Genomic DNA, 21,560 nt, shown 5'->3' with positions numbered 1-21,560 from the left:
AGGAAATCCAGGTTAGATAATTTCAAAGTAACGGTCCAATTCCCAATCTGTTATATGACGACGAAATTCTCGTTCTTCCCATTCCCGAGAGGCAGCAAAATGATCAACAAATGGATCACCAAATAAAGAACGAGCAACCTTTGACTCCCTAAAACGAGTAGCTGCTTCCCACAGTGTACGTGGCAATGCAAGTTCTTCTTCATGAGGTTGTGCATAGGAATTGCCTTTGATTTCCGGGTATGGTTCCAGTTTCTGTTCAATTCCATAAAGGCCAGAACCTAAAGCCGCGGCCAAAGCCAAGTAAGGATTCGAATCGGCGGAACCTAAGCGATACTCAACGCGCTGCGATTTATCACTTCCCGGTATAACACGTAGCGCCGTCGTACGATTTTCTACCCCCCACGTCGCATCAGTTGGAGCCCAGAATCCCGGAATCAAGCGAGAAAAACTGTTCACTGTGGGTGAAACCATCGCCAAAAACTCCGGCATGAGCTTTTGTTGACCTGCCACGAAATGTCGCTGAAGCGCGCTCATATTATGTTGCATCGAGGGATCATAAAAAGCGCTCCTCATATCATTTTTATAACGTAAGGAAAGATGAATATGTCCACTTTGGCCAGGAAAATGCGGCGACCATTTAGCCATAAAAGTTGCCATCATATTGTTGCGTTGTGCTAAGACTTTCATGAATGTTTTAAATAACGCAGCCTTATCTCCCGCTTCTATAGCTTTATCTACAGCAATTGCCGCTTCAAGCACCCCTGGGCCAGTTTCTGCATGCAACCCTTCTATAGGAAAGTCCATAATCTCGCTCATATTAAGGATCTGATGATATAAATCTGCATGAACCGTATTGCGAATCATTGAATAACCAAAAAAATCAGGTGTCATGGGTTTTAAATCACGAAAACCTTTAGAGCGTACACTGTCAGGAGTCTCATCAAACATAAAGAACTCATATTCCAATGCAGCATACACATCAAATCCCATTGAATCGGCTTTTTGAACAATTCGACGAAGTAATGCTCTAGGACATAACGCTTCGGCCTCTCCAGCAAATTCAGCCATAAACAACAATTGATTCTCTTCGAAAACAAGTTCGCGGCACGTTTCCGGAAGAACGCGCACTAAGGCATCAGGGTAACCTGTATGCCAACCTGTATATTTACCATTATCATACAGTTTATCTTTGGAGTCCCATCCTAAGATTACATCACAAAAAGAAAAACCACTCTCTAAAGCCGAGAAGAATTTATTACGGCTCATATATTTTCCAAGCATCACCCCATCCACATCAAAAATACCAACCTTGATATGGGTCAGATTACGCTCCTCAATAATTTGCTTTGCTGCCTCAACAGTCTGAACATCCTTTGGAGTTAACATAGCATTTCCTTTGCCTATTCGTTATGAGTCATTAGATAATATCCAGATTCTATTCTTGAATCCAGGGTTATTTATTGAAGTCGAAGAGGCAAATCCTTCAAAATTAATTGCATAACTAATTGTCTAAAGGTTAAGGTTTTTCATATGTAATTAAACTCATCCATTTTACCGACATATCTAAGCTCATTTTTGTTGAATATAAAAAGTATCTACTCTCCCTCACGTGATTTTGCTAAAATTGCCGCAATTTCAACTCAAGCAAAATACATTCATGACCTCTTCCCATACACCGATGATGCAACAGTATTTACGTATTAAATCAGAATACCCTGACCTACTTCTGCTCTATCGTATGGGGGATTTTTATGAATTATTTTTTGATGATGCAAAACGTGCAGCCCAATTATTGGATCTTACCTTGACCCACCGTGGCCAATCTGCCGACAAACCCATTCCCATGGCTGGTGTGCCTTATCATGCTGTAGAAAATTATCTGGCTCGATTAATCAAAAAAGGCGAATCGGTAGCTATTTGTGAACAAATAGGAGACCCTGCAACGAGCAAAGGACCTGTAGAGCGTCAGGTTACTCGTATTATCACTCCAGGAACAGTGACTGATGAGGCACTTTTGGATGCAAAAAAAGATAATTTATTACTGGCTATTCACCGCCAAAAACAAAAAATTGGTCTTGCATGGGTTGAGCTAAGCAGCGGGCGCTTTCATTTATTGGAATTAACAGAAGCACATCAGTTAAGTGCAGAGCTTATGCGGTTGCAGCCCGCTGAATTGCTCTTACAAGAAGAATCTTCTTTGGAAGAATACTGCATGAATTTTCCAATCAAACTAAGACCTGGCTGGGAATTTTGTTTTGACAACGCAAAAAAACTCTTGTGTGAGCAATTTTCAGTCAATAATCTTTCTGCTTTTGGGGAGCAAGATCACCCTACTGCTCTGGTCGCAGCAGGAGCTCTATTGAGCTACTTACAGACGACACAAAAACAAGCCCTTCCTCATTTAACCACAATGACTCTTGAGCATGCTCATGATTACTTGCAACTGGATGCGGCGACACAAAAGCACTTAGAAATATTTGAAAATATGAGTGGCAATCATGAAAACAGCTTATTATCTCTGCTCGATAAAACCGCTTGCTCCATGGGCAGTCGTTTGCTTAAACGTTGGTTAGGAAGACCACTCAAACAACATGGCCAGATCATGGCGCGCCAACATGCCATAAAGGAAATTATCCATCTGCAACAGAATGTATCCATCTATGAACTACTGAGACAAATATGTGATGTAGAACGAATTGTGTCGCGCATTGCTCTAAAATCAGCGCGCCCACGTGATTTAGTTGCTTTAAGCCATACGTTGGCTTTACTTCCTGAGTTGAACGAGGTACTTACTCATAACAAAAGCGAACTCCTGGTGAAGCTAAAAAATCACACTAGGCCTTTACCTGTATTGCAGCAGTTGCTTGCATCGGCAATTATAGAAAATCCCCCTGTATTGATTCGTGATGGTGGCGTCATAGCTCCTGGTTTTGATGAAGAGCTTGATGAATTAAGACTGCTTAGTACGCGAGCCAATGATAAACTCATGCACTTAGAACAAGAAGAAAAACAAAAGACTGGACTGTCTACTCTGAAATTCGGCTTTAATAACGTACAAGGTTATTATATTGAACTTTCTAAAACTCAGGCAGAAAAAGCGCCTCCGTATTACCACAGAAAGCAAACTTTAAAAAATGTGGAACGTTATATCACACCAGAATTGAAACAATTTGAAGAGAAAGTACTATCAGCACAAGTAAAAGCCTTGGCACGCGAAAAGTGGCTCTATGAAAATTTATTGATAGAGATTCAGCAAAATATATATGAATTGACACAATTAGCCCAAGCATTAGCAAAATTGGATGTATTAATGACTCTTGCAGAGCGAGCTCAAAGCTTCAATTGGTGTTGCCCTAATCTAATCTCTGAATCACAAATTTCCATTGAGGCAGGCCGCCATCCAGTAATTGAACATTTGCTGCAAGAACGTTTTATCGCCAATGACTTACAGCTCAAACCGTCGCAAAATATATTACTCATTACTGGGCCCAATATGGGCGGTAAATCGACTTACATGCGTCAAACTGCTTTAATTGTCCTTTTAGCCCATATTGGCAGCTTTGTCCCTGCCAAGTCGGTAACTTTAGGACCTATTGATAGAATTTTTACTCGTATAGGTGCGAGTGACGATCTGGCCTCTGGACGTTCAACCTTTATGGTAGAAATGACCGAAACAGCACAAATTCTAAGACAGGCAACCCGTGAAAGTTTGGTTTTAATTGATGAAATCGGACGTGGTACAAGTACTTATGATGGCATGGCTCTGGCCTATGCGAGCTGTACTTATCTGGCAACGACCATTAAGGCATATACTTTATTTTCTACGCACTATTTTGAATTAACTCAGCTTCCTCAACAATGGGCGTGTATTCGGAATGTTCATTTACAAGCATCATTAGATACGGGGCGCATCATCTTTTTATATCGGGTAGAACCAGGACATGCAAATCGAAGTTATGGATTGGAAGTAGCAGAGCTTGCGGGCATCCCCCCTGAGGTTTTAAAAATTGCTCATACTCATTTAAATCACATACAAACCACGCCCCCAGTTTCGCAAAAACGCTCAGAAGTTCAAGTGCCTACCCTATCACCTATTTTAGATGAACTGGCACAGCTTGATCCGGATCGATTGACTGCTCGAGAAGCACTTGATTTAATTTATCGGTTCAAAAGCATGGTAAAAAATTAATGTCATGATTCAAATAAAACTCTTAGCTATGGGAGTTGGAACAGTGCACTCTGATTGTTCGCTTGGCACAGCTTCACTTTTTGTGAAAAACAGACCAGGAGTTAGATAGCGAAATCGTTGATTCTGGTAATAAGCCAAAACTCTAGTTTGAAATTGCTTAAAGATACTCTCTGCTGCATTCGCACTCACATGAGATGAAAAGCCATGCGCCCCTCCTTCTTCCCTGTCCATATAATACTCAATATGCGCCTGCACCAAAGTGATATTTTGCGGCAAATTTTCTCCCACTATATCAATTACCTTACCTCCTGAGGTTTTCTTTGAAGCAGTAGCCTCAATACCCTCAGCTGGCCCTAAATCATACCCTTGGTGATGCATGAATATCACATTAGGCACTTCCTTATCTGCTACAGACGCTAAGGTTCTACTGGTTGAATAAAGAGGAGCTGCCGCCTTTATGCTTTTAAGCTGTATTGCTTCAACTAAATATTGACGTCTTTCTGGCGAATCAAGCTCTTGAAAAATCGTTGCGCCGTAGGACGCTGCAATCACTTGTGAACCACGACAAATACCGCATAACGGTTTGGGGGCTGAAGCACGTTGTTGCATATAAACCAAACTAAATTCAAGAATATCTCGGCGCGGATCACTGAATTCTGGATAATCAGTATAAGTTGGTAAACCCGTTTTAGGATGGCGCTCTGCTCCATAAAAACGAGGATCCATATCCTGGCCTCCAGTTAAAAGGACAGCATCCACCTGATCAAATATCGATTTTGCATGTCGATAAAGAGCCGCCATTTGTGGAAATGAAGATGTGTTTTTAGCGTTTTCTTCACGCATGATTTGAATCATCATTAGAGGGAAACACATCCCTTGTTTTTTCCATTCTGTTGAAACAACAGGGAATGTATTTTCATTTGTACCGGAGTGTTGCTCAGGTGCAAGAGCATCTTCACTTTGCTCTGCATGATGTTCATGATTTAAATCTGTTTTTTCTTGGGGAAGCTTGGTCCCAAACTTTTTGACCTTGGTCTCCTCGCCGTTTAATTGTTGCATCCTTTTTTGGGTTAGCCTACTTAAGTCATTTATTTCTTTATCTAATAATGCAGCATCTACTTCAGCCATTATATCCATGCGCACAGGATACATTCCTTTCGCCAATATCATTTTCTCAGCCAATACTGCTGACATCAAAGGAGCCCCATTATTCCAAGCGACCAATACAGCAGGTTTAGTATTTGTTTTTTTAAACTGCTTCATAGCAATCTGTTTATCAATTAACAACTCGCTTACTTGAGATAATTTCTTTTCAGGTGAGTTATTAATAATCACTTCAACAGCACAAGCACCTCCTAGCATGGGAACTTGCTGCAAAAGACAATCCTTAAACATTACCTTATGGAATTGCTTTAAATAATTAAAACTCGTACGAAGAAAGGTATTTTCTACAAAAAGCAGATCATCCAATTTGCTGTAATCGAGGGTGGCTTGTGTAAAATGGCAATTGATAAAGCGAACTTTATGGAATGATGCATGATTAATAACAGTATTATTAAAAGAAGAATCATGGACGTCCAGGTCATACCAAACTGTTCCTGATAAATCGCACGCATCAAACTGACAGTTTTTTATTTCACAGCCGGTGAAATCAATATTATTCAATAGATCCATTCTGCGAGGCAACTTAGTGGCGCTCGCCAACGATCCATCCGCCCGTTGCATCTGTATCATATTGACTGTTTTACCCGGAACTGCAAAATTGAGACTCTGTAATACGGATGAATAGCCTTTGTCTCTTAAATAAGAAGCCAGGTGAATTTTAGATTTTGGAGGCAGTTCCTTTTTGTATTGTAAAAATTCATCTAAAATATTTTCAAATTCACTTTGTGTAATAGGAAAACCCATAAATTAATTCCCATCCATTAACTGCACTTATCTTCAATAAAAGAGCACAGAATTCTAAAAACTCATTTTTGATCCCGATATGGGAATTTATTATACACATTAAATCAAATGTGAAAATACTGATGATTATATACCCTTTTATATCACCCTAGCCCTTCTACTCGATTAAGTGTATATTCTCAAAATGTTTTCTAATGCAGGTAGGAACATTTTTGGTGAAAAAAGTACTGAGACTATCGTGAAAAAACTACTCTATCTGATACTTCTCATTACCTGTTTTGCGTTATTCGCTCAAAACAATGCTCCAGTATCCATTACAATTTTCGGAGTTTCCGGAAAAGTCGAAGCAAACGTTGAAAAACGTTTGAATGAACTCCAGAAATTAAAACCTCTTGCACAATTCAGTCAAGAAGAATTGCAAGAACAAGTCATTCAGGCAATCCAGCCTTTTGGCTATTTTAAAGCAGAGGCTACTGTACGAAAGCCTAATGCGCACCAATTGACCGTCATAATCCATCCAGGTCCACAAATCAAAATTTCACGGCTTAAAATAGAACTCTCTGGTGAAGGCTTCCGCAATCCTATCCTGCGTGATGCAATAAAAAATGTACCGTTAATACAAGGAGATCCTCTCTTCACAGAGCAATACGAGCGAACCAAATTAAAACTTCTCGATACAGCAGAAAATCAAGGTTACATGCGTGCTGGATTTAAGAAAAGTGAAATTTTAATCGATGAAGAGAATTATACGGCAGAAATTACACTGATTCTTGATACTGGACCTCTTTATTATTTTGGACAAATACAGTTCAATCCCACATACATTGATCCTAAGTTACTGCATCGTTTTGTTCCATTTCATCCGGGACAAATCTATTCCGGGGATAAAATACTTCAGCTAAATAATGACTTATCAAGTAGCGGGTACTTTAGTTCTGTACTTGTTAAACCACAAATTACTGAAAGCTCAATAGTTCCGGTGCAAATCGATACTGAACCTGCATCCAAATATTCTTACACTCTGGGTGCAGGATATGGAACAGATACAGGAGTTCGTGGCCGAGCTGCATGGCATGTAGCACCCGTTAATCGCCAAGGACATAAATTCAATCTCATGGCTCAAGGATCTTTTGTTCAAAATGCATTACAAGCCCAATATATTGTTCCTGGTAAAAATCCTGTCAATGATCAATACACACTGACGGGAAATTTTTCGAATTTAAATTACACCGCAGGATACAGTAATTCATATCTTATCTCCCTCGCCCAACAACATCGGGTAACCAATTATCAACGAATACTCTCTATAAATACACTTTATGAAGGATTTCATTATTCGTTTGAGGAAAATACAAAGCAATTTCTACTTTATCCCAAAGCAAGTTTGACGTTTAGCAAAACCCAAGATCTACTTTTTTCACCGTCAGGATATAATATTTCGGTTAATGGTCTTGCAGCAAGCAAATCCCTTCTTTCTACTATTAATTTTGCTCAGATTTCATTGGATATGAAAGCTGCGATGCGAATAGAACCTCTGCGTTTACGTCTTTACGGGCATGCAATTCAAGGATTTACTGCAATCGATAATATTAATCAGCAACCTATATCACTTGCATTACTTTTGGGAGGAATGGATAATTTAAAAGCATTTGGCTTTAATTCAATAGGTCCAGGCAGAATACTTAGTTATGCTGGTTTTGAAATTCAAAAGGAAACCAAAAAAAATTGGTATCTGATCGGATTTTATGATGCAGGAGCTGTTTACAATCCAGCCCCTTTAACAGCTTATTATGATGCAGGTGGTGGTTTAATGTGGGTTTCACCTATAGGTCCAATTAAAGTTGGGTTGGCTCAGACAATTAATAATCGATGGCACCGTGACGGAAACAACCCTCGTTTGGTAATCAGCATGGGACCCGATTTATGAAACGAATTCTGATAAAATTTCTTCGAGTGTGCGTTAAAACACTTTATATAAGCTCTTTATTCCTTATTTTACTTGCCGGAATAGTCTTATTTTTATTGGATACAAAACCAGGGCTGCATACTCTTATTCAATTTAGTCGCCTATACCTTCCTGGTACTCTAAAAATTCAGCAACTTGAAGGCAGCATACTAAACCACTTTACTCTGAACGAAATTGAATACAAAGATAAATCATTTAAAGTAACAATAGAACAATTTGAAGTACAATGGCAGCCGCATTCTTTGCGAGAAAGTCAATTAGTGACCGCTCGATGGAAAGGTCTGCACTGGAATAGAGCAAAAGATAAAATCATAGACAGTGAAAAAGGAACAATCACTGCAACCGGTGTTTTACCAAATATGCGAATCAATATGCACTCACAAATAACTACTGTACCCAAAGATCAGTGGCTAATGGATGCAACGATTCGCGGAACCTTGCCCTGGCAGTGGACTTTTAATGCCAACCTAACCCAACCTCAAAGTAGTTCTGCTCAACACGCTCGTTTGTATACTAATTTATCGACTCATGGCGAAATCACCGCCAAAAATCAAGGTAATTTATTGCTAACAATACATCCTGGTTTTTATCATGACCCCAATAATGATGCCCTTCCTGTTGTTCAATTTAAGGGCGGGTCTTTAAAGATCATCCTTTCACCAGAACAGCTTAAAGGATCCGGTATTTTGGCAATTGATGAAAATAAAAATTTAAAACTGCAATTTAATCTGCCTAAGTTTACCCTTGATGCTGGCTTACAGGACGACCAAGCTATAAATAGCGAATTATCATTGGAATTAAATTCTCTTAATTTTTTGGAAAAAATTAGCCCTGAAATTGACGAACTCAAAGGGCAATTGATTGCTTCATTAAAAGTTAATGGTACTTTGAGTAAAAGAAAAATAGAAAGTCATTTAATCCTTAGTAAAACACGTCTTTCCTTACCTAAACTGGGTCTTAATATCGATACCCTCGAAATGAATGTACGCGGCAATGAACGTTCTTGGGAAGCAACAGGTTCAGCAGCATCAGCCGGTCATTATTTATTAATTGCCGGAAAAGGAAGTTTAAGATCTCAATTTACAGGGGATTTCACTCTTGAAGGCAATGATTTTCCATTGGTTCAAACCAGTGAATACAAAATCAATATTTCACCCAAACTCAAGCTACATTTAACCCCAAGTCTACAATCCCTTTCTGGTACTATTTTGGTTCCTTATGCTGAAATTAAACCCCGCTCATTTAACAACAGCGTTTCTTTACCCGATGATGTGGTCTATAAGCATAAGGAAAAAACATCTCCTTCATTTACCTTGATTAACAATATGGATATTGAGCTCGAAATGGGGAAAGAAGTTTTAGTCAATGCAAAAGGATTAAGAGGGCATTTAGATGGAACATTGAATATCAAACAACAACAAAGTTCAATCAATGCTTATGGCGAATTATCAGTTAGAGATGGTACTTATAAAGCCTATGGACAGAATTTAGCAATTCAACAGGGCCAATTAACCTTTGGCGGGCCTATGAATAATCCAGGAATTAATCTCCGTGCAGCAAAAAAAATTAGAACTACGCCAACAACTTTTGCCACCTCAAGCCAACTTTTGGACTTTAATAGTACAAATCAAAATATTAATTACGGAGAAACGATGATTTTAGGCGTAGAAGCTACAGGTCGATTGTCTCGCCCTAAAATTCAATTATTTTCCGAGCCTGCATCTCTTTCTCAAGCAGATATCCTTTCCCTGCTTGTCCTTGGGCGTCCGGCAAACCAAGCAGACAAGGCAGGGGGGCAGTTGCTTCTCGCGGCTATATCTTCTATGAATCTAGGAAGCGACACAAAGAGTCTCCAACTTTTAGAGCAACTCAAACAAACTGCAGGTATTGATTTTAATGTGCAAACGAATACGAACTACAACCAATTAACCAATACTACGAGTGATACTACTTCTTTTATGGTTGGAAAATCACTTTCAAAGCGTCTTTATTTAAGCTATAGCATTGGATTATCTCAAACAGATACAAACATGTTGACCCTAAGGTACTTACTCAACAAGTTTTTTAGTATTCAAGTAAGTAATAGCGATACGAGTAGTGCTATTGATTTTTTGTATACCTCAAATAAAAAAACTAATAAAATTAAAAAAGGAAAACCCTCCAGCTAATTTGGAATGCTTTGTAGTCTGGGTGAAGGCGCAAGCCACAACCTGGGTTCGGGTATCCTCAGCTGCATCGTCTACACATCGTTGAGAAACCAGTCCAGCACCACTCCGACCTACCACAGCGTGTCCTCGAGCTCTAGATGTTCTGCACTAAAACACTGGAGCCCGCAGGCACACTGCGGGGAGTAGACAGAGATGGGATCAAGAGACAGATGCTTCACCCAGACTACGGGAGTTGTGTTAAAATACATCTTTATTCTCGTGGCCGTATCGAAGTGAACTACATAACAGGATTAATTTCATGACCGATTATAATATACCGTTAAGGTTAACTCGTTTAAGAAATAGTGCAATGTCTCGTGCTTTAGTTAAAGAAACACGCTTACATCCGCAAGCAGGCACACTGCGGGGAGTAGACAGAGATGGGATCAAGAGACAGATGCTTCACCCAGACTACGGGAGTTGTGTTAAAATACATCTTTATTCTCGTGGCCGTATCGAAGTGAACTACATAACAGGATTAATTTCATGACCGATTATAATATACCGTTAAGGTTAACTCGTTTAAGAAATAGTGCAATGTCTCGTGCTTTAGTTAAAGAAACACGCTTACATCCGCAACAATTCATAGCTCCTTTATTTATCAGTGAACTACTGAATGAGCCACAAGAAATAAATGCAATGCCTGGTCAATTTCAATTAAGCCTCGATTGTATTCCAAATGAAATTGAATTACTTACCTCCTTAGGTATTCCCGCAGTGCTTTTATTTGGCATACCCAAATATAAGGATGCTTATGGTAGTGAATCGTTTAATCATGAAGGAATTATTCAAAAAGCGATAAAAGCAATTCGTGCTGTAAATAAGGACATCCTAATTATTACTGATCTTTGTTTTTGTGAATACACGGATCATGGTCATTGTGGTGTACTCACAGGAGAATGCATTGATAACCACAAGACCTTGGCTTTTCTTGCAAAACAAGCTGTAAGTCATGCACAAGCTGGCGCAGATTGGGTTGCACCGAGTGGAATGACTGATGGGATGGTTCGCGTCATTCGTGAGGCTTTGGATGCACAAGGATATCAGCATATCCCTATCTTAAGTTACAGTGCCAAATACTGTTCCTGCTTATATGGACCTTTTAGAGAGGCAGCTCAGGGCGCACCAAAATTTGGGGATCGTAAGGCCTATCAAATGGATCCTGCGAATAGTTCTGAAGCTTTAAGAGAAACAGCTTTGGACATTGAGGAAGGCGCCGATATGATCATGGTAAAACCTGCTGGATTTTACCTGGATATTATAGCGAGGCTAAAACAACATTTCCCTGAGGTACCTCTTTGTGCCTATCAAGTAAGCGGTGAATATTCGATGATTAAAATCGCGGCTCAAAACAAGCTCATCAATGAAAAGCAAGCCATAATAGAGAGTTTGGTTGCGATAAAGCGTGCTGGAGCAGATTTTATTATTTCTTACTTTGCCAAAGATATCGCACGTTTATTGAGTGAGAATAAATCATAAGCATAATCGCCCTAGCTTAACACTTTGCCATTCCAATAGTGCTTACGACTAATGGTAATAGACACTAAGTTATTTTGCGATATACTCTTTGATGCGTTTTAAAGATGTAAAAAATCCGATTGGTTAAGAACAGTTATTTTTTCACTACCTTAGCGAACATATTAACTTCTAACGAATCACTTATAATTAAATGGAGAAAAAGATATAATGAATTTAATATTTAAAGGTTTTTCAGCAGTAGTTTTAGGTTTAAGCGCTGTAACAGCTTTCGCAAGTCCCGTTTATTTAATCACCCATAACAATACTCCTGTAGAATCAAATGCATACATTGCGGGCGTCCCTTCTCCCTACCCTACTGCCCCCAATTCAACACAAAAAGTTTATTGGAATCTCGTAAAATTGGCCTGCTACGGACATACAACGGGTAAACAGTGTTCTGCAATAATTAAAATGGCTACTAATACAGCTAATCCCATAGAAGTTGGAGAAGTTCGTATGGATCTAGATACCGGTGATATCAATCCAAAATATTTATCAAAGAACGGATACACCCTTTTTGTGAATGGCCTAGGTGAGGCAACCATTATCAAAAATTAATTATCTTCATGTATATCAGTAAGGAGGCGAATTTCGCCTCCATCTATTTGAGTACCCATAAGATCAGCAGAGTAGCCTAGTTGCTTGCAACCAGAACTTTCACAGAAAGTACTCTATTAGATCCTGGCTGCAAACAACCAGGCTTCACAGGCTAACTTCTAAGCTAAATATTAATAAAATAGAAGTAACAGTTTACGGCTGGTGTGCTGAGCTTAGGAAGCTGCGTTCGAAGGGTTGGTTGTACCACGTTGAGCACGGGATACTTAATTATTTACCAGAGGAGTAAATAAAAAAGCCACTTGAAGTGGCTTTTTATTCATCGTGATCATTTATAAAATAATTATTTAGTAGGCACTTCGGGAACTTTATCCATAACCCATGTCAATTGAGCACCCACAAGATCCGCAGCGAAGTGACCGTCATTAACACTCACATTGTATGTAGAGGTTTGTGAAAGAGCCTGAACAGAATTCACATCTGGCTTACCTCCAGCAAACAGGTGAGTATATCCTAGATCAACACCAATAGTGGGTCGCCATTGATAATGGGCACCAACAGCAATTGCCCAACGATCAATATCAGGCAAACGAATATTTCTATCTATATCATTTGTTGGAGTCTGATCATAACCACCACCTACGCGCAGCATAAGTTTTGGATTCACATGATAATTTGCACCAAGAGCAACACGCCAAGAATCATGGTAGTTTTGTGGTACAAGGCTGTTAATATTTGCTTGGGTCACATTAAAAAGTAATGGAGGGCCAATATTGGGTACCGCAACATTATTTAATTGAATTTGTTTAAAAACACCCCAACCGGTATAAACAACAGATCCTAATAAAGCTAACTTTTCATTGATATCCTGATAAGCACTTAATGTAAGTACATCTGGGAATTCTTGTGGATCACTAAATAATTCATTGTTTATACGGGTTGTTGAAGGGGGTAATACCGGGAAAATCAGATTAAAATCATTATTAGCCAATATTCCAGTCAAGCGGCTATGCCCGTAGAAAACATGTCTTATTCTGGATTGATAATTAATACCTATGCGGGTGTGATTATCATTAAATATTCCCATCACCCCGACATGGAAACCAACCCCATAAGATTTTGCTTTGTTGTAACTTAAAGTGTCAACAAGCGCAGGATCATCTCCAAGAATTTGGAACAAAGTGGGTGCGCCAATTATTTGATTAAATTTAGCACGGGACCATTGAATATCGAGGCCCGCTCCCAATGCAAAATGTTCCGTGAGTCGAGTACCTAATTCTGGCGAAACATTCATGGTTAAAATTTCGGTATAGGTCGCTGAATAGCGTACAGGAGAATCAGGAGCCCAATCAGTAGATAACCCAAATGGAGAAGTGACACTTAGAGCAAAGGTAGTACGTTCGCCTAAAGGACGAGCATAATGGAATGAAGGAACAAATCCATTGTAGCTTCCATCTACCCCGTTGAAATCTTGTATGTATTGAACAGAAGCAGGACCAGTACGAGTAGTAAACGTACTCGTGCCATCCAATTTCATAGTAGGAAATATGCCAACACCACTAAACACTACTTGCTGCTCACGAATTAAGGCTAAGCCAGCAGGGTTATACCAACCTGTTGATGCGTCAGCTGCTTCAGCTGCAGAACCAGCAGCATAGTTACCGACTGCATACCCAGCGCCCTCTCCGTATAAAGAGAATCCTGCTGCATGAACTCCACCTGCAGCCAGAACACTAATAACAGCCGCGCTAACTAGTGTCCTTAAAGGTTTGTGCATATTTTTCACTCCTTACTCCTCAAGTATCATACTTCAAAAAATTGATAAAATACGTCCACTAAATAGCGAGTGTACCCTGTTTTCAAATCATTAAAAACACCCTAAAAACACTTTTTTCTTATTTGTATTCAATAAGTAATGAATATTGGTCCATAGTGATTTAATTAAGTTCATCATGGTTAATTAATAAGAAAATAATCGGTAAATCTCTAATTCAAAACATTTAGACTACTTGTACACCTACTCCCGTCCATGCTAATGTGTTTTAATTTTGTGCGGAAATGAATCATGCGACAAATAGTAACTAAATTCGGCGGCACTAGCGTTTCAACTCGTAACACTTGGAATAATATTGCTTCCATAACTAAAAAACATATGAGTTCTGGGGTACAGCCCGTTATCGTATGCTCCGCACTAACGCAAATTTCTAACAAACTTGAAAAAGCCATTGAGGCTGCTTTAATCAATGAACATCAGAGCATTCTTGCTGATATTCGTCATGGACATATTCATCTTGCTGAACAGCTGGAAGTAGATTCTGAATTAATTTCCAAGGATTTGTTGCAATTAGAGCAGTGGCTCACTGGCATTGCCTTACTAAAACAAGCCCCTGCAAAAACGCATGCAGAAATTTTAAGCATGGGTGAACTGATGATGACTCGCCTAGGTCATGCATTTCTCGAAAAACAAGAAATTTGTTGTAAGTGGTATGATGCACGTGAACTTTTAACCAGTACACCATTCCCTGATGGGGTGGCCGCAAATTATCTGTCTGCTCGTTGTGAGAGTGAACATGATCCTGAATTAGTTGAACAATTTATCTCGAGCGGTGCCCAAGCCATTATTACCCAAGGTTTTTTTGCTGCAAATCCTCAAGGCGAGACTGTTTTGTTAGGGCGTGGAGGCTCGGATACTTCCGCAGCTTTGCTTGCTGGAAAACTCCAAGCTTCATCTTGTGAAATCTGGACTGATGTCCCAGGAATCTATACTGCAAACCCTCATCAATTGCCACAGGCACGCTTATTGAAAAAATTAAATTATGATGAAGCTCAGGAAATTGCGACAATGGGAGCGAAAGTATTGCATCCCAATTGTATTCCTCCTGTTCGGCGTGCCAATATTCCAATGTCAGTCAAATTTACACAAATGCCAGAACATTCGGGAACACTCATCACTAAGGATATTGATGAAACAGCACCATTAATAAAATCCATTCAAATCAAAAACAGTATTTTACTGATTTCTATAGATACCTTGCACATGTGGCAACAAGTTGGATTTTTATCTGATGTATTTACTGCCTTCAAACATCATGGTTTTTCAGTAGACTTACTCTCTTCCTCTGAGTTTAACGTAACACTGTCTCTGGATATCAATAGTAAAATACATGACCGCCCAGCAATTAATGCCTTACTCGCTGAATTGAATCAATTTGGTCGCGCCAAGCTTATTGAGCCTTGTAGCGCTGTAAGCCTCGTAGGTCATCACATCAGAACTGTATTGCCTCAACTCGGCCCAGCCTTAGAAGTGTTTGAAGCAAAACAAGTCTATTTAATGTCACTCGCATCCAATGACTTAAACCTAACTTTTGTCGTTGATGAATCGCAGGCGAATCAATTATGCCAGAAGCTGCATCATTTACTCATAGAAAATAATCCCCAAATTTTCTATTATTCAAAAAGCTGGCATGAAGAATTTGGCAAGCCTGCTGTTCGAGATATTCCTTGGTGGGAAAAAGAGCGCGATCGTTTATTAACTATTGCCTCGCTTAATTCGCCTTGTTATGTCTACCATAGTCCAACTCAAGCTGCTCGAGCAAGACAATTGTTGGCTTTAAAATCGATTGATACTTTGTTTTATGCGATTAAAGCCAATCCTCATCCATCGATTTTAAAAACCATGGAACATGAAGGCATCGGTTTTGAATGTGTTTCCATTCAAGAATTAGACAGAGTATTGGAACTCTTTCCCAGCATAGACCGAAAACGAATTTTGTTTACCCCTAATTTTGCACCCAAAACAGAGTACGAATATGCGTTAAATCTTGGTTGTTATGTTACCATAGATAGCTTATACCCTCTGGAACATTGGCCTAACTTATTTAAAAACCGCGAAGTCATTATTCGTATTGATCCAGGGACTGGTGCTGGCCACCACAAACATGTTTCAACCGGGGGAAATGAGTCAAAATTTGGCATTACGCAAAATGACCTTGACCAGGTTGTGGCACTAACCAAGAAGCATAAAATCCAGGTTGTTGGTTTACATGCACATTCAGGTAGCGGCATTCTTACTCCAGAGTTATGGCAGCAAACCGCATTAATGCTTGCCTCTCTAACAGAACAATTCCCACATGCCCAATCCATTAATTTGGGTGGCGGCTTGGGTATCGTAGAAAAACCCGGGCAACAACCATTAGATTTTGCAAATATGGATGCTTTATTAATGGCAGTAAAATCGCGTTATCCACATATTGAAATCTGGCTTGAGCCTGGTCGTTTTTTTGTAGCAGAAAGCGGTGTTATTCTTGCCAAAGTCACTCAATGTAAAGAAAAAGGAAAGGTAAAATTTGTGGGCATTGAAACAGGTATGAACTCACTAATCCGACCTTCCTTATATGGTGCCTACCATGAAATTGTCAATTTGAGTCGATTGCATGAGGAAAAAGCTGGTTTTTCTCATATAGTAGGTCCAATTTGTGAATCAGGAGACACCTTAGGTTATGACCGATTATTACCTGTGACCGAAGAAGGTGATGTGTTATTAATTGCCAATGCAGGAGCCTATGGTCGTTGTATGAGTTCCCATTACAATTTACGTCCACCCGCCCAAGAAATCATTATAGACTAGCGTTTCCTTCTTCGTGGAGAAGAAAAGGCCGCCATTCAGGTTAAGGAACCTAGTTTTGCCTGCACACTGAGGCTTCCCCGCGGGATGCAGGCAAAAACATTTAATAAAAACATACACGGATAAAAAGAATAATGCTAGACGACAGTGATCAACGAAGCCAAGCCACAAATCCTTCCATATCATTTATCGTACAAGCACCAGCAGGTTCAGGTAAAACTGAAATTCTTACGCAGCGTTATTTGCGATTGCTAAGTACTGTAACCGCCCCAGAACAAATTGTCGCATTAACATTCACCCGCAAAGCCGCAAGTGAAATGCGCGAACGTATTGTGCTTGCCTTGCAACACGCAGCAAATAATATAAAAGCCAATACACCCCATCAACAAATGACACTCGATTTTGCTCATGCAGCCCTTCAGCATGATAGCCACTTTCAATGGAATTTATTACATCAGCCGAATCGATTAAAAATCATTACAATTGACGCTTTATGCCAAAGTATCAATCAGGCAATTCCTCTCTTGGAAAAACAAATTGCTTACTCACAAATTACCGAAAAAGCGAACACTCATTATTTAAACGCTGGTCGACGCTGTATTCAGTTTGCTCTAACAACACCTGAATATCAAAAAGCGATAAAAACACTCTTGTTGCATGTCGATAATCGTCAGGATCGATTACTTGAATTATTTACCGTACTGCTTTCCCAAAGGGATCAATGGTTAGTTCCCCTCTTTCAAGCACGCGCTCAAGAAAAATCAACTTTTGAACGCGCACTGCGACTTATAGAGCAGCATGAATTAAAACGGTTCACACAAAGTTTGCCCTCACATTTGGCTCTTGAGTTGACTCAATGTGCTCGCGAATTGGCAATCATAGAAAACAATCCCCAGTCACCGCGCTATCAGCTAAAAGATTGGTATGATTTTCAACAAACCAATCAAGAGATTGCGGCCGCTTTAAGTAAACTCTTGCTTACAGGAGATGCGCATTTTCGCAAAAGTTTTGATCATCACGTGGGTTTGCTCAGTACCTCCTGTGCTCCGGATGAATATAAAAAACTCAAAAATGCCAGCAAAGAATTGCTCAACGAACTCAATGAATATCCTGATTTCCTTGCAGCATTAATTCAAGTCAGCAATTTACCTGAGCCAGAATATGATCCTGAGCAATGGGAGGTTCTGCAAGCACTCTTTTTGTTACTTCCACTTCTTGTAGGTCATTTACACGTTTTATTTAGCGAACAAAATGAAGTTGATTTCACTGCAATATCTCAGCAAGCATTAAGTGCATTAGGTGATGTAGAAAATCCTACCGACCTGGCTTTATATTTAGATCATGCGCTTCATCACATTCTTGTTGATGAATTTCAGGATACTTCGATTACCCAGTTTGAATTGTTAACCAGGCTTGTCAGTGGATGGGAGGAAGGAGATGGGAAAACTCTTTTTATCGTCGGTGATCCCATGCAATCCATTTACCGTTTTAGACAAGCAGAAGTAGGATTATTCTTTCGCGCTAAAGAACAAGGAATAGGTTCCGTCAAACTCCAATCACTGCAGTTGTGCTGCAATTTCCGTTCAACACAAACGATTGTAAACTGGGTAAACAATCAATTCTCCGATATCTTCCCCAAACAAGTTGATATAGAGTCTGGCGCAGTTTCATTTCATCCCAGTAAACATGTTATTCAGGATGAAAAATACAGCGCCATTCACGCCATTCAATTTAAAAATCGAGAACAGGAAGCAAAACAACTCATAGAAATCATTCAAGATGAATTGCAAACCAATCCTGAGCAAACTATGGCTATTCTGGTCCGCTCAAGAACCCAACTTGGTGAAATCATTCGCCTCTTGCGCCAACATCAAATTCCCTATCGGGGTACTGATATCACTTTATTAGCCAATCTACGCCATCTGCGTGATGTTTGGTCATTAACCCAGGCTTTACTCGCTCCAGCAAATCGTCTCTCTTGGCTCGCTGTACTTCATAGTCCTTATTGTGGTTTGGCTTTAAATGATATCCATGCCATAGCTCACTTTAACAAAAGAAAATCGATTTACTTTGCCTTATTGCATTTAAACGAAATCCATGGACTAAGCGAGGAAGGAAGAGTTCGCGCTAATTTCTTTATACACGTCATGCACAAAGCACTGACCCAAAGATATGAAAGCAGGCTCTCAGTCTGGGTAATTCAAACTTTAAAAGAATTACACATTAACAATATTCTAAACACCAACCAACTCAATGATCTCGAACAATTCTGGACCTTACTTGACCGCTATGAACAAGACGGTCGTTTACCGGATATGAAAGAATTTCTCTCAGAATTCAATAAACTCTATTCACAGCAAGCAAATCCTTCTCGTTTGCACGTGATGACCATTCATAAGTCCAAGGGACTTGAATTTGATACTGTATTTTTACCCGGTATAGGCGCACAACCTAATCGTGGCGATAATCCCATGTTACGCTGGCTGAATTTGCCGACTCAAAAACAGGGCAATTTATTACTGATGTCGCCTATACAAGCTGCACATCAGGAACATTGTGCTTTATATGATTACTTAAGCCAACTAGATGAAGTAAAAAGCCATTATGAAACACAACGATTACTGTATGTTGCCGTGACTCGAGCCAAGTCGCGTTTGTATTTAATGGATCATTCAGACAGATCCTCTAAGGCTTCATTTAAAACACTTCTTAAGCATCTAGAATTTACCGAAAATGAACCCACGCTCCTTGTTGAAGAAAGAAACTTGTCTCTTCCTAAATTCTTAGGCTTGCCCCTTGATTATTACCAAAATAAAGAATCTGAAATTTCTAATCTTTATTTTAATATAAAAACAACGTCTTCTCCTTTATCAACAAGTATTCCTAGGCTAATTGGTATAGTAACTCACCGATTATTGCAATGGATCTGTGATAATCATCCAAGAGCTATAACGGAAATTCCCTGGAACCTCGCTCGTTACGAATTGATAAAGTTAGGTTTTGATGACAAAACCCTACATGAGGCACTATTTAGCATGCGGGAACATATTTCCCGAATGTTTAAGGATCAAATAGGCTTTTGGATTATTAGCAAACATGACCAAGAACAAAACGAATACGAATTATTGGTGGAACAGCAAAATAGACCCATTACTCGCATTATTGATCGTACTTTTGAGGATCAAGGCAAACGCTGGATTATTGATTTCAAAACTGGAAAAGAAGATGGAGATTTATTGGTGAAACACCGACAACAATTAGATGAATACGGTTCTTATCTATCAGAGCATACCTCCCTTCCTGTGTATTGTGGTATTTATTATCTTCCCAGCAATCATTGGGTTAGTTGGCAATATGAACGTTCAGAACTTACGGTTTGATCTGTGCAAACAAATTCTATGAAATAACACTGCTCTGCGTTATCATTCCTCTTTTGTGTTTAAGGGACAATCCATGACCACTGAAAATACTGTAATCCACTTGATGAGTACCCTAAAAGATCCGTTTCTTGCTCTTACAGGCAAAGAAATGAATTTACAGTGCAGTCTTGAAATGACAAATAATCAACTGCTCATCAACCTAACTGCTGGATTTCCCTGTCACTTACTTGAAGAAAATTATAAACCCCTATTACTTTCTGCCTTACAATCAGCATTCCCAAATCAGCACATAGTAATTCACATCAATCAACGGATCAAACCACACAGAACGCAACTCGTTGGCAAAGGCTTGCGTGGAGTTAAAAACACTATTGCTGTAGCTTCAGGAAAAGGAGGCGTGGGAAAATCTACTGTAACCGTCAACTTAGCGACTGCACTAGCTCGCTTAGGTGCACAAGTAGGTATTCTAGATGCTGACATTTACGGCCCAAGTATGCCTTTAATGCTTGGCAAAACGGAACCCGTGCAAATCAGTGGTGAACATTACCTTCCTGCAAAAGCGCATGGAGTACAAACGATGTCTATTGGCTATCTAACACATGGTGAACAAGCACTAATCTGGCGAGGTCCTATGCTTGCTAAATCACTAATCCAAATGTTGGATATTACCCTTTGGCATGATCTGGATTATTTATTTATCGATTTACCACCTGGTACCGGTGATATTCAATTGACTTTAGTACAAAAAATTCCCCTCACCGCCGCTATAGTAGTGACTACCCCACAAAACGTGGCAACTCTTGACGCACAAAAAGCGTTAACCATGTTTTCTAAAACAGGAGTTGATGTGCTGGGTATTATAGAAAATATGGCCACTCATATTTGCAGTCAATGTGGACATCAAGAAGCAATTTTTGGTGCAGGTGGAGCAGAAGCGCTTTGTGCTGCACACCAAACCACATTACTCGGACAACTTCCCTTAGATGGGCGCATACGACAAAACTGTGATGAGGGTTCTCCTACAGCGACTCAAGCTCGCGATAAGTTAACAAATACATTGCTTGAAACAGCGATGAAGAGCGCTATAGAGTTGTCCAAAAAACCAATTAATTATGCAGACAAATTCCCCAAAATTGTTGTTGAGTGAACTCTTTGGAGGCGGGTATAATCGAGTAAGGCCATCCCTTATTCCGCTACAATAAGATTCAGGGTA

The 21,560-nt window shown here is 39.6% G+C and carries 12 protein-coding genes; 9 read left to right on the top strand and 3 right to left on the bottom strand.

The genetic code is table 11. The features are described from left to right. Positions 1–12: 12 nt before the first annotated feature. Complete coding sequence (locus LXO92_RS09190) at positions 13–1,386, bottom strand: glutamine synthetase family protein (RefSeq protein WP_232890842.1); 1,374 nt, start codon at positions 1,384–1,386, stop codon at positions 13–15. Positions 1,387–1,657: 271 nt separating this feature from the next. On the opposite strand from LXO92_RS09190, the gene mutS reads away from it, so the two are divergent. Then, a complete protein-coding gene (mutS, locus tag LXO92_RS09185; RefSeq protein WP_182352382.1) occupies positions 1,658–4,189 on the top strand; it encodes a DNA mismatch repair protein MutS in 2,532 nt (843 codons plus the stop codon). A gap of 9 nt (positions 4,190–4,198) precedes the next feature. Here mutS and LXO92_RS09180 read toward each other — a convergent pair whose 3' ends face one another. Continuing rightward, on the bottom strand, positions 4,199–6,097 hold the full coding sequence (locus tag LXO92_RS09180) for a gamma-glutamyl-gamma-aminobutyrate hydrolase family protein (RefSeq protein ID WP_232890841.1): 1,899 nt from the start codon (positions 6,095–6,097) through the stop codon (positions 4,199–4,201). A 238-nt stretch (positions 6,098–6,335) separates the two neighbouring features. On the opposite strand from LXO92_RS09180, the gene LXO92_RS09175 reads away from it, so the two are divergent. The 5 genes from LXO92_RS09175 (at position 6,336) to LXO92_RS09155 (ending at position 12,346) form a co-directional block, all read left to right on the top strand. After that, positions 6,336–8,024: an autotransporter assembly complex protein TamA gene (locus tag LXO92_RS09175; RefSeq protein WP_232890840.1), complete on the top strand. Its 1,689-nt coding sequence runs from the start codon at positions 6,336–6,338 to the stop codon at positions 8,022–8,024. Further along, positions 8,021–10,231: a translocation/assembly module TamB domain-containing protein gene (locus LXO92_RS09170; protein ID WP_232890839.1), complete on the top strand. Its 2,211-nt coding sequence runs from the start codon at positions 8,021–8,023 to the stop codon at positions 10,229–10,231. Before LXO92_RS09175 ends, LXO92_RS09170 begins: the two co-directional genes overlap by 4 nt. 298 nt (positions 10,232–10,529) lie before the next feature. Further along, positions 10,530–10,760 (top strand): hypothetical protein, encoded by a 231-nt coding sequence (locus LXO92_RS09165; RefSeq protein ID WP_233291527.1) that lies wholly within the window; start codon positions 10,530–10,532, stop codon positions 10,758–10,760. Further along, complete coding sequence (gene hemB, locus LXO92_RS09160; RefSeq protein ID WP_182352378.1) at positions 10,757–11,749, top strand: porphobilinogen synthase; 993 nt, start codon at positions 10,757–10,759, stop codon at positions 11,747–11,749. The genes LXO92_RS09165 and hemB overlap by 4 nt, the downstream gene beginning before the upstream one ends. 207 nt (positions 11,750–11,956) lie before the next feature. Further along, positions 11,957–12,346, top strand: a complete 390-nt coding sequence (locus LXO92_RS09155; protein ID WP_182352377.1) for a hypothetical protein — start codon at positions 11,957–11,959, stop codon at positions 12,344–12,346. Positions 12,347–12,686: 340 nt separating this feature from the next. On the opposite strand, the gene LXO92_RS09150 is transcribed toward LXO92_RS09155, so the two are convergent. After that, entirely contained in the window at positions 12,687–14,129 is a 1,443-nt protein-coding gene (locus tag LXO92_RS09150) for an OmpP1/FadL family transporter (protein WP_182352376.1), read from the bottom strand. 279 nt (positions 14,130–14,408) lie between these two features. Between LXO92_RS09150 and LXO92_RS09145 the strand changes: the two genes are divergently transcribed. The 3 genes from LXO92_RS09145 (at position 14,409) to apbC (ending at position 21,494) form a co-directional block, all read left to right on the top strand. Next, positions 14,409–16,970 (top strand): bifunctional aspartate kinase/diaminopimelate decarboxylase, encoded by a 2,562-nt coding sequence (locus tag LXO92_RS09145; RefSeq protein WP_182352375.1) that lies wholly within the window; start codon positions 14,409–14,411, stop codon positions 16,968–16,970. Positions 16,971–17,101: 131 nt separating this feature from the next. Beyond that, positions 17,102–20,347: a UvrD-helicase domain-containing protein gene (locus LXO92_RS09140; protein WP_232890838.1), complete on the top strand. Its 3,246-nt coding sequence runs from the start codon at positions 17,102–17,104 to the stop codon at positions 20,345–20,347. A gap of 73 nt (positions 20,348–20,420) precedes the next feature. Next, on the top strand, positions 20,421–21,494 hold the full coding sequence (apbC, locus tag LXO92_RS09135) for an iron-sulfur cluster carrier protein ApbC (RefSeq protein ID WP_182352373.1): 1,074 nt from the start codon (positions 20,421–20,423) through the stop codon (positions 21,492–21,494). The last annotated feature ends 66 nt before the right edge of the window (positions 21,495–21,560 follow it).

This window comes from Legionella resiliens, assembly GCF_021344005.1.
Lineage (GTDB): Bacteria > Pseudomonadota > Gammaproteobacteria > Legionellales > Legionellaceae > Legionella > Legionella resiliens.
The sequence above is the reverse complement of the archived record's forward strand: the minus strand, read 5'-3'. Positions and strand labels throughout refer to the sequence as shown.

Coding starts and splice junctions, on each gene's coding strand:
- LXO92_RS09145 (WP_182352375.1), top strand. CDS start 14,409: ATGCGACAAATAGTAACTAAATTCGGCGGCACTAGCGTTTCAACTCGT.
- LXO92_RS09140 (WP_232890838.1), top strand. CDS start 17,102: ATGCTAGACGACAGTGATCAACGAAGCCAAGCCACAAATCCTTCCATA.
- LXO92_RS09180 (WP_232890841.1), bottom strand. CDS start 6,097: ATGGGTTTTCCTATTACACAAAGTGAATTTGAAAATATTTTAGATGAA.
- LXO92_RS09170 (WP_232890839.1), top strand. CDS start 8,021: ATGAAACGAATTCTGATAAAATTTCTTCGAGTGTGCGTTAAAACACTT.
- apbC (WP_182352373.1), top strand. CDS start 20,421: ATGACCACTGAAAATACTGTAATCCACTTGATGAGTACCCTAAAAGAT.
- LXO92_RS09190 (WP_232890842.1), bottom strand. CDS start 1,386: ATGTTAACTCCAAAGGATGTTCAGACTGTTGAGGCAGCAAAGCAAATT.
- hemB (WP_182352378.1), top strand. CDS start 10,757: ATGACCGATTATAATATACCGTTAAGGTTAACTCGTTTAAGAAATAGT.
- LXO92_RS09155 (WP_182352377.1), top strand. CDS start 11,957: ATGAATTTAATATTTAAAGGTTTTTCAGCAGTAGTTTTAGGTTTAAGC.
- mutS (WP_182352382.1), top strand. CDS start 1,658: ATGACCTCTTCCCATACACCGATGATGCAACAGTATTTACGTATTAAA.
- LXO92_RS09165 (WP_233291527.1), top strand. CDS start 10,530: ATGACCGATTATAATATACCGTTAAGGTTAACTCGTTTAAGAAATAGT.